Raw genomic sequence first — 9861 nt, forward strand, 5'->3', positions numbered from 1 at the left:
ACGGCTGTAAGCGTCGAACAGCATCCAGCAGGCGCACCTCCGCGGGCCAGAGATTGTCTGTTTTCGCGGACACTGGGCCGTCGACGTACTCCACCTGAAAGTCTCTTTTCCGCCTGGTTGGGATCTGCGCAATCCGAAATCGAAATGCGTGATGAATCATGACGGATCCCGAACTGAACTGGACATACTGCCCCCGGAGTTCGCCCGCCGCCGTGCCGCTCAATCCCGGTGTGCCCTTTGGTCAGTCGAACTTGGTCGGGATGCGGCATACGAAGTCTTCTCAGGCGACGTCGTCGCGCAGACCGAGTACCACTGCGGGGTTGATCGTAGTGGTTTCGGCAGCGGCGGCTGCTGGCATCGATACGACATCATTCCCGACGCCACCGCGAAACCCCGGCGGTCCAGATGGAGGCATTGATGTTCGTTCATCGGGATACCACCGGCACGAGAACAGACGCGGTGAGCCCAGTGGTGGGTAACGTCCGGATCGTCGACCGCGTCGAGTTCGCGGAAACCGTGATGTTCGCAGCGGTGGCGTTTAGCCGGTACTAGGTCGGTGCCCAGGTAGATGATTCGGACGAGACCGGTCCTGTCGGTAATCTGAAATGTTCACGGTGGGGTAGCCGGAGCGGAAATGGGCGGGCCTCTACGATGAGAGGATTGTGGGCAGACAGCCTTCACCAGGCTTCTTTGATTTTGATAGTCGACACGTAGTAACGAGGGAAGGGAGGCGATATGGCTGGCCTTGGCGAGCACATCACGGCGATGGTCCGTAGCCATGCCTCCGGTGACGACTCCGTGTTCTACTCCGTCGCTCTGCAAGTTGCCGCGCGTGAGGCAAAACGCGGACACCATGTCCTGGCCGCGGACATCAAGAAAGCTGTCGACAACTCACGGCAGGTAACCCCGCGCAGCAACGTCACCAAACTTGCTCAGCCGCGAGGTGATTTGGCCGAACTGGTGGAGGTCTCTCATCCGCAGGTCCAGTTGCGGGAGCTGATCGTGCCTGGCGAACTCACTGCACAGATCGAGCAGGTGATCGCCGAGCAGCGGCAACGCCGGAATCTGTTGGAACATGGGTTTGCACCAGTGCACCGACTTCTGCTGGAGGGCCCGCCCGGCACGGGTAAGACCATGACGGCTTCCGTGCTGGCTCACGAACTCGCGTTGCCGATGTTCACTGTCAGGTTGGATGGCCTGTTGAGCAAGTACATGGGGGAGACGGGGAGCAAACTACGGCTGGTCTTCGATGCAGTCGCCGAGCGGCGTGGGGTCTACCTTTTCGACGAGTTCGATGCACTCGGTGCCGATCGTTCGGGAAATGATGTCGGTGAAGCGCGGCGCATCCTGAATTCCTTCCTCGTGTTCCTTGAGCAGGCCAGCGCCGAGTCGATTGTGATCGCCGCGACCAACCATCGCGACATCCTCGACCGTGCACTGTTCCGGCGGTTCGACGCGGTCCTGACCTACGATCTTCCGGATGCCCGACAGGCAACCTCGGTGGTTCGTGCACGCCTCGGTTCGCTTGCCACCGGTTTGAGCTTGGCGAAACTCACTCAGTACACCGCCGGTCTCAGTCACGCAGATCTGGTCAAGGCTGCCGAGGCCGCCGCGAAAAAGGTGCTCATGCGCGGCGATGCGCGAGTGACACGCGAGGACATCATCGCAGCGCTTACCGCACGACGGTCCGCGAGCGTTGGCTGACGAACTACGGCACCTCGACCACCTTTACGTCGTCGAGCATGCCGCTGACGAGGGTTTTCACCGGGGAGGCCAGGGGAACTCGAAGATCCGACCCGTCGAGCACCGCGCTCATGGTCTGGCACTCCGAGGCGACCTGGCTCAGGCATTCTCAGACAGTGACAACGAGCGTCGAAACGTCAGTGTCAGCGCCGAGGAGTTGCGCGCGCTCGGCAGTGTTGTCGTTCTCGAAGGTGCGAACGCCGCGTATCCATTGGAACTCGACCGACTTAGCAAGCTGTCACGTCATCGGAACGAGCCAAAGCGTCCGCAATGGCTCCTGCTGTCCGTACGCCAGACAACCGATGTGGCACCAGAGCGCGCCACAGTGTGGATTGCCGACACGTATCGGCCACAGTTCGTCAAGATCTTCGAGGACTACCTCACGAAGATCTCGACTACGGCTGCCGAGGACCGCTGGACGACCCCGAACGGAAACCCGGCAAACCAATCACTGGTGGCGAACATCGCCCGGATTCGTCAAGCGTTGCTGGCAGATCTGTGGACATCCGAAGGCGAACCGCCTCGCAGTGGTCGTCACTGGTGGGAGCTCTGGCTCGATTCCACCCAACCACACCTTGACACCTTCAACGGATTTCTCACCACTTACGAGCTGCGGTCGTTGCCCCGCTCGATTGCCCTGCGAGACAGGGTCGTCGTGTGGGTCGAGGCGACCTGGTCGCAGCTCGAGCTCTTGCCGGCCACGAGCGTCCCTTTGGCCGAGATCCGTAAACCGGAGTTCATCGACACCATCGAAGATCTTCCGGCCACCGAACAGGACGAGTACGTTCGCGACCTCGCCACAAGGCTCGTGCCCGCTGCCGATCACGCCCCTGCTGTCTGCCATCTCGACACCGGCGTCTACCGCTCACATGTGCTCCTGCGGGATTCCCTGGCCGAGACCGATTTGCACACCATCATCGGTATCTCCGGAACCGATGTGGAGGGGCACGGGACCACGATGGCCGGTCTCGCGCTCTACGGCCGTCTCGACGAGCACCTCACCTCCACTGCGGCAGTGCAGCTCAGCCATCGGTTGGAATCGGTCCGGATGATGCCTTCGAAGTCCGAGGCCGCGACGAACCCGCGCGACTACGGCACGGCCACTGTCGAAGCCGTGGCCCTGCCCGAGATCACCTCACCGCGGCAACGGGTTTTCTGCCTGACCCTCAGCACGAGCCCGGACAAACCGGGAGAGCCGACGCTATGGTCGGCGGCGGTGGACGCGCTTGCCGTCGGAACCGACACCGCCCGCGACGGTGACCAGTTGCAGTTGCTGTCGGCACCTGACCAGGACTCCTCACGGCTCTTCCTGGTGGCGGCCGGTAATGTCGACAGCTACCAACTCGACCACCGCACCGAGTCCGACACGTCGGCAGTCGAAGACCCCGCTCAGGCATGGAACGCGCTCACTGTCGGCGCGCACACTGATTTGGCCGGAACACCTGAGGACCCGCAGTACCGGGGTTGGAATCCGATGGCGGAGCTCGGAGGGCTCTCTCCACACAGTCGCACGTCGGTGATGTTCAACCAGCGGAACTGGCCGATCAAGCCGGACATCTGCATGGAGGGTGGCAACGTCCTCACGGACGGAGCAGGAACCTTCGAAGACAAGCACCCGATGTTGTCGCTGCGTACTACAGGCACAGCGAACGATCTCGCATTAGCCTCCGCGAACGCCACCAGCGCCGCTACGGCCCAAGCCGCCCGTCTGGCGGCGGTAGCGGTCTCCCGCTACCCGGACTACTGGCCGGAAACCATCCGCGGACTGCTCACCCACGCTGCCGAATGGACCCCATCTATGGAAGCTGAGGTCCGCCAAGACCAGCGCAAGACGGACCGCCTCCAACTCCTGCGCCGCTACGGGTGGGGCGTGCCCACCGAGGAGGCAGTGCTGAACTCTTCGCGTCAGGCAGTCACTCTGGTCACGCAGGATCAGTTCCTTCCCTTCGAAGGTGACGATTTTCGGATGCGGCGGTTTCGGCTACACAATTTGCCGTGGCCGTCCGACGTGCTTGAGCAGCTCGGTGCGGCGAGTGTTCGGCTGCGAATCAGCCTGTCGTACTTCATCGAACCATCCGCATCTCGCCGAGGATGGCGCCAACGGTACGCATACCCCTCCCATGCCTTGCGGTTCGATCTCCAAGGGCCCGTCGAGACTCAGCAGGAGTTCATCGCGCGCATCAATCGCGATGCAGAGTCCGGCGAAGAAGATGGTTCGCCCCGCACCGGAACCACGACAGATCGCTGGCTGATCGGTCCCAACCAGCGCAACTTCGGATCGCTCCATCAGGACGAGTGGCACGGTACCGGGGCGGAACTCGCACGATGCAACTCGGTCGCGGTCTACCCGGTCGGAGGATGGTGGAAGAACAACCGTCGTGCTGACCGCATGAACTTTCCTGTGCGCTATGCGATGTTGCTTTCACTGCGGAGCGACGAGCAAGACATCGACCTCTACACGCCAATCGCCAATCAGTTGCGGGTCTCGGTTCCCACGGAGATAACAACGACATAAGCCGCTCGTCGAAGTTCGGTTTCGTTGGAGAAGCGCCGGTCGATCCGGTTTTGGTGCGCGAGGTTCATTTTTTTGGGGGGCTCGGATCGAGTGAACCTCTGGCTGGGGCTAGTGCGAACAAGTTCCGGGTGCGGATGTCGTCGGCGCGGCCGTCGGTGCCGTCGAAGAGCGCTTGGATTTCGTCGTAGGTCAACGGTTACCGGCGCGGGATGCCTTGTCTTATGTCATTCGATGAGCGGAACACGTTGCGGCGCCGTCTCAAGGTGGACAGTCACACGGAAACAGTGCACAGCACCGAAAAGTCGACACACTGGTAGACACAATCATGACGGAAATCGAGGAGCTTGAGGCAGTGAGCGCAACGAGTACAGCGGATGCATTGTTGGCCGGCCCACGCGGGCGCCGGCTGCTGCTCGACTACGCGATGCATGCCGAACGGATCCGGCGACCCGAGCGGCATGACGACTCGTTCCGTTCCGCGATTGTCCGGGCGTCGCATCACCTCGACCCTGAGCGAGACTCAAGCGTGACGTACGCACGCGCGTACGAGTCCGGCGCGCAAGAGCCTCCTGAAGAGCCTCTACGTGCCGTTGTCACTGCCGACGAGGTGGCGCACCGCCTGTCCGAGGTGCCGCTTCCCGAGGTCACCGAGGTTTCGCTCCGTACGGCTCTCGCCGCCGCCACGGACACGGCGCGCTACTGGCAGGACCCCGACGGTGAAGACGTCCTCGCCGCAACCGAGCCGGTACGGCGTGAGCTTCGACGAGTCGCCGAGCACATCGCACGATCCCCACACGCCCAGTGGTGGACGTCCGCCCTCGCCGAGACCGACCAATGGTCGATAGTGAGCCGGGACGACGACAGTCCCGATACCTTCGAGCCGGCGGCTGCAGAACTACTGAGCGCGTGGCACGAGGACACCCTCGCAGCAGAAGCGCGAGCCGCTGACCGACCAACCGATCCCACGGCGAACTGGTCCGGTTACTGGTGGTCGAATCCGTCTGTTCGGTGTTCGACACGGACACTGTTCGACGGCACCCCGGCAGAATTGTGGTTCGTCGAAGACAGCATGGGCTGGAAACGCATCACCGTGCGACAAATCGGCACACCCGTCGGCGCTCGTATATACGAGATCGACGGCGCACCGGCGTGGGCGGAACTCTGCAGACGGTTCCCCCTCGAGGTCACCGCGGAGAAGCGACACGACTGGTACCGGACCACCGGACGATCAGGGCGATGGGTCATCCCCAACTGGCAGCTCGTCGCCGAAAACTATGCGGGAGTGCATCTCACCGTTGTGGGATACCTGGCCGCAGCGGGAACCGCGATCGGAGTCGAGGACGAGACGGCGAGCGTCATCGCCGGGTGGGCGCCCGACGTAACATGCTGGCTCGCCGATCCCGACCGCATCGGCGACGAATCCCGTACCTGGGTGCTCCACGAAAACCAAGAGCAGCCCGCCTGGGTCGAAGAAACGCAACAATGAGGACAGCTGCCGGTCTTGCGAGCGGAGCACCGACAGCTGCGTGAAATTAGACAGAAGGCGAGCTTCCCTCTAACTATGTATTTCGAGAACGAGCGCGGATCAGGTCTCGACGCGTGTGTGGTCGCAGGCGCTCGTCTCAAATTTCCACGTCAGCGGCAACACATATGAGGGCCGCGCACGCCGGTGTGGATGTCGACGGCAGGTGAAAACTGATCAAGGTACGGCACTTCAATATTGACCCCTGACCGCCGATCCTGGCTTTAGTCGAGCCAGGAGGGACGAAGGGATGCTGTCTGTGGAAGATTGGGCCGAAATCCGGCGTCTGCATCGAAGCGAAAGGCTGCCGATCAAGGCAATCGCTCGCTTGATGGGAGTTTCCCGCAACACGGTCCGCTCGGCGTTAGCCGCCGACGGACCACCGAAATATCAACGCGCCAAATCTGGTTCGATCGCCGACGTCGTCGAACCACGGATCCGGGAGTTGCTCCACGAGTTCCCGACGATGCCCGCAACGGTGATCGCCGAACGGATCGGCTGGGACCGCTCAATCCGCACCCTGAGCACCAGGGTCGCCGAACTCCGACCTGCCTATCTGCCACCGGATCCGGCCTCACGAACCACGTATCTTCCCGGCGAGATCGCTCAGTGCGATTTCTGGTTCCCTCCGATCACTTTGCCGGTCGATCACGGCCATGTTCGGACCGCGACGAAACTGCCGGTCTTGACGATGACCTGCGGATATTCGCGCTGGTTTTCTGCCTTGTTGATTCCCACCCGCGGCGCCGAAGACCTGTTCGCCGGTTGGTGGCATCTGATCGCCGGGCTCGGCGCAGTGCCTCGGGTGCTCGTCTGGGACGGGGAAGGTGCCATCGGCCGATGGCGGCACCGCAAGGTGGAACTAACGCAGGACTGCCAGGGATTTCGCGGCACCCTCGGTGCGAAAGTGCTCGTCTGTAAGCCGGCCGATCCCGAAGCGAAGGGCATCATCGAACGCAATCACGACTATCTGAAGACCTCGTTTCTACCCGGCCGCTCGTTCACAGGACCCGACGATTTCAACCGGCAACTGTCGACGTGGTTGGCGGTCGCGAACGGCCGTCGCAAACGGGCCCTCGGCTGCGCCCCGGCCGATCGCATCGATGCCGACCGCGCCCGAATGCTCGAGTTGCCACCCGTGCCACCGGTCACCGGATGGCAGTACTCGACCAGGCTGGCTCGCGATCACTACATCCGACTCGATTCAAACGACTACTCGGTGCATCCATCGGTGATCGGACGGCGCATCGAGGTCACCGCAGATCTGGCCCGGGTGCGAGTGTGGTGCGCGGGACAATGCGTCGCCGATCATGCTCGGGCCTGGGCGAAACATCAGACAATCTCAGATTCCGACCACGTGAAAGCTGCTGCCGCACTGCGCCATAACCGCATCACAGTGGTTCGCCCGGCGGCTGAACCGGAGGTTCAGATTCGATCGCTGAGCGACTACGACGCCATGTTCGACGTCCCTGACTACGACGGAACGGAGGCACTATGACCAGCAACAACACCGGAACCCGGCAGCCCCAGCATGACCTGACCTCCGAGTTGAACTTCCTGTCTCGCGCCCTCAAAGCACCCACCTTGCGTGATGCCGCCGGACGATTGACCGAACGAGCACGAGAAGAGAATTGGACCCACGAAGAATTTCTGGTCGCGTGCCTGCAGCGGGAAGTCTCCGCGCGAGAAAGCCACGGCGGCGAATCCCGGATCCGCGCCGCCCATTTCCCTGCCCGTAAATCGTTGGAGGAGTTCGACTTCGACCACGCTCGCGGCCTGCAGCGTGATGCCATAGCCCATCTGGGCACCCTCGATTTCGTCACCGCAAAGGACAATGTCGTCTTCCTCGGGCCGCCAGGCACAGGGAAAACGCACCTGGCGATCGGGCTCGCCATCCGCGCCTGCCAGGGCGGACATCGGGTCCTTTTTTCTACTGCAGCCCAGTGGGTTTCACGCCTTGCCGATGCTCACCATGCAGGACGATTGGAAGCGGAATTGATCAAGCTCGGGCGCTACCCGCTACTTGTCGTCGACGAGGTCGGCTACATCCCGTTCGAAGCGGAGGCAGCGAACTTGTTCTTCCAGTTGGTCTCGAGCCGGTACGAACGAGCCAGTTTGATCATCACGTCGAACAAACCGTTCGGCAGATGGGGTGAGGTATTCGGCGACGAGGTCGTGGCTGCGGCGATGATCGACAGACTCGTCCATCACGCAGACGTCATTTCGCTCAAGGGCGACAGCTATCGCCTCAAGGGTCGTGATCTCGGCCGTCCGATAACCAGTCAGAACACCGAGACCTGATCGCGCAACCGGATGCAGGGGTCAATTTTCAGATGCCGGAAAGGGGTCAAAATTCGGATGCCGTTGACAGTGGATGACGAATCGGCCGAGGCGTCCGTTCCCTCACTGCGGTTCGGTGAGAGACTACTCCCGCACGAGAGGCTCGAAGTCATTCGGCGATTCGTTGAACCGGACCCTCCCACGTACGCCTTCGGTATGGTCCAGGGGTGATAGTGCTTGGTGTCGGCTTATTGGTTATCGCCGCAGGTTTGAACCTGCTGTACGCGGCGCGGTTGTCGACTCTCAATGTCGGGCGTCGACTACCGATTGTCACTGGGCAGTACCCCGTCAGACCACCTGTGCGTGTGTCCGCACTTCGAGGAGTCGGTGCGGGTATTTCAATATTTGGTGCATTGATACTGGCACAAGAACTTTGGTCCGATCGGCCGCTACTTGGACCGATTCTCTGTGCAGTCCTCGCCGTGCTAGCCATCGTGGTCCCCACCCTGGGCGTCACCGTTGCACACAACAGGTCACTTCATGCGCGCCCACAAAGCTAGTTCCTAGGGTTCTGCGAATTTCACCGATCGTTGCGACTCCGGTATCTCACGGGCTGTATCAGTCGGCGCTGCCCACAATGAAGGTTGCGCTCGACAAGAACTCGGGCGTAATCCGCGCACCGGTGTAGTTCGCCGCCAGCGCCAACGACGCCTCGATCACCGGGAAGCCACTGTCCTCCGTCATGGGCTCCTCGCCATCGGGATTGACACCGACTTCTGCGAGTCGGGGCACCCACTGCGCGGGCATTGGGTCCAGCCCGAAGCCGCAACGCAACAGCGGATCGAAGTACGCCGTGCGTTCCCCGTCCTCCCATACATAGAACCCCGACCCGCCGTTGACGTCGCGATAGTGGGTCACCACCTCGCGCCCGAGGGAGAGTGGGCGCATCAACTCATCGGATACACCTGCGATCGAGGAAGGCGCGATCGCAATCGTCCAGTCATCCACGGAGGCAGCCCCGATGATGGCGAATTCCTCCCATCCGCGCTCGTTGACGCCGGTCAGGCCGCTCTCCGCCCCCAAGATCTCCACGGTCATTGCTTCGATCACGGTTGCAGGATCTGAGTCCTTCACATACGTCACGAAAAGCCCGTTCATGACCCACGGGTAGTCGCGGGCCACCCATTCGAAGTCTCGGTACGTCTTCCTGCCTGACTCAGGCCCTTTCGGTACATCATTCATGTCGGCACGCTATCGCGAAAGCGGTTGGACAGGTCGACAAACCTTACGTATCTACGTCCGAAATGCCCCTCACCTGCCGGCGGAGCAGTATCGGTCGACGACCGCACTGGGAGGCTCTCCTTGCCGGTAGATGTAAGCATCTGCGATCTCGGTGACATCGAGATCTGTTCGCCCGACACCAACAACGGGGTGTCCATTCGGCCACACCACCCAGCGCGCTCCGTCGACGTTCGCGACCAGTACCTGCCCCAACAACAGTGCAACCTCGCCGCCCAACATGTGGCCCAGCTCTTCATCGTCCAGTGCTTCGTCGAGTCGGCGTTCGACGGCCACCAACGCCTCACGCGAGTTGCCGAAGGGCTCACCTCGGTCGGCCAGCCACTGTGACAGGTCCTCAGGTTGCAGCAGGGCTGAGTCGGAATCGATCTCGCCGGGACTGTCCCTAGCTCCTCTGTCAAGCAACTGCGTCGATGACCGCCAGTGACTGGTCTACGACCATGGCACGGAAGACGACATCGGAAAGTCGACGCTTGAGAACCCGAAGTGCTTCCATCCCTCC

At 61.9% G+C, this 9861-nt stretch carries 9 protein-coding genes; 6 read left to right on the top strand and 3 right to left on the bottom strand.

Annotated features, from left to right (window positions below; translation table 11 throughout):
• Positions 1 to 280: 280 nt before the first annotated feature.
• Complete coding sequence (locus MTX36_RS30065) at positions 281 to 415, bottom strand: hypothetical protein (RefSeq protein ID WP_279395113.1); 135 nt, start codon at positions 413 to 415, stop codon at positions 281 to 283.
• Positions 416 to 417: 2 nt separating this feature from the next.
• Between MTX36_RS30065 and MTX36_RS30070 the strand changes: the two genes are divergently transcribed.
• The 6 genes from MTX36_RS30070 (at position 418) to istB (ending at position 8081) form a co-directional block, all read left to right on the top strand.
• The gene (locus MTX36_RS30070) at positions 418 to 552 is read left to right on the top strand and encodes a hypothetical protein (RefSeq protein ID WP_279395114.1); all 135 of its coding nucleotides are present in this window, start codon (positions 418 to 420) and stop codon (positions 550 to 552) included.
• 183 nt (positions 553 to 735) lie between these two features.
• Positions 736 to 1704 carry an AAA family ATPase gene (locus MTX36_RS28435; protein WP_243623011.1) on the top strand — a complete coding sequence of 323 codons (969 nt, stop codon included), beginning with the start codon at positions 736 to 738 and terminating at the stop codon, positions 1702 to 1704.
• Complete coding sequence (locus MTX36_RS28440) at positions 1697 to 4258, top strand: S8 family peptidase (RefSeq protein WP_374230572.1); 2562 nt, start codon at positions 1697 to 1699, stop codon at positions 4256 to 4258. The genes MTX36_RS28435 and MTX36_RS28440 overlap by 8 nt, the downstream gene beginning before the upstream one ends.
• 352 nt (positions 4259 to 4610) lie before the next feature.
• Positions 4611 to 5744: a hypothetical protein gene (locus MTX36_RS28445; RefSeq protein WP_308198264.1), complete on the top strand. Its 1134-nt coding sequence runs from the start codon at positions 4611 to 4613 to the stop codon at positions 5742 to 5744.
• A 286-nt stretch (positions 5745 to 6030) separates the two neighbouring features.
• Positions 6031 to 7278 (top strand): IS21 family transposase, encoded by a 1248-nt coding sequence (gene istA, locus MTX36_RS28450; RefSeq protein ID WP_243623012.1) that lies wholly within the window; start codon positions 6031 to 6033, stop codon positions 7276 to 7278.
• Positions 7275 to 8081, top strand: coding sequence for an IS21-like element helper ATPase IstB (gene istB / locus MTX36_RS28455; protein ID WP_243623013.1), 807 nt, complete (start codon positions 7275 to 7277; stop codon positions 8079 to 8081). Before istA ends, istB begins: the two co-directional genes overlap by 4 nt.
• Before the next feature lie 597 nt (positions 8082 to 8678).
• Here istB and MTX36_RS28460 read toward each other — a convergent pair.
• Together MTX36_RS28460 and MTX36_RS28465 are read right to left on the bottom strand one after the other, a co-directional pair.
• The gene (locus MTX36_RS28460; RefSeq protein WP_243623014.1) at positions 8679 to 9302 is read right to left on the bottom strand and encodes a DUF6461 domain-containing protein; all 624 of its coding nucleotides are present in this window, start codon (positions 9300 to 9302) and stop codon (positions 8679 to 8681) included.
• A 69-nt stretch (positions 9303 to 9371) separates the two neighbouring features.
• On the bottom strand, positions 9372 to 9764 hold the full coding sequence (locus MTX36_RS28465; RefSeq protein WP_243623015.1) for a DUF6278 family protein: 393 nt from the start codon (positions 9762 to 9764) through the stop codon (positions 9372 to 9374).
• Positions 9765 to 9861: the final 97 nt, after the last annotated feature.

The organism is Rhodococcus sp. ARC_M6 (genome assembly GCF_022810305.1).
Taxonomy (GTDB): Bacteria; Actinomycetota; Actinomycetes; order Mycobacteriales; family Mycobacteriaceae; genus Rhodococcus_F.

What these genes read in the sequence shown, in the direction of transcription:
- MTX36_RS30070 (WP_279395114.1), top strand. Translation starts at nt 418, where the DNA reads ATGTTCGTTCATCGGGATACCACCGGCACGAGAACAGACGCGGTGAGC.
- istA (WP_243623012.1), top strand. Translation starts at nt 6,031, where the DNA reads ATGCTGTCTGTGGAAGATTGGGCCGAAATCCGGCGTCTGCATCGAAGC.
- istB (WP_243623013.1), top strand. Translation starts at nt 7,275, where the DNA reads ATGACCAGCAACAACACCGGAACCCGGCAGCCCCAGCATGACCTGACC.
- MTX36_RS28460 (WP_243623014.1), bottom strand. Translation starts at nt 9,302, where the DNA reads ATGAATGATGTACCGAAAGGGCCTGAGTCAGGCAGGAAGACGTACCGA.
- MTX36_RS30065 (WP_279395113.1), bottom strand. Translation starts at nt 415, where the DNA reads ATGCCTCCATCTGGACCGCCGGGGTTTCGCGGTGGCGTCGGGAATGAT.
- MTX36_RS28435 (WP_243623011.1), top strand. Translation starts at nt 736, where the DNA reads ATGGCTGGCCTTGGCGAGCACATCACGGCGATGGTCCGTAGCCATGCC.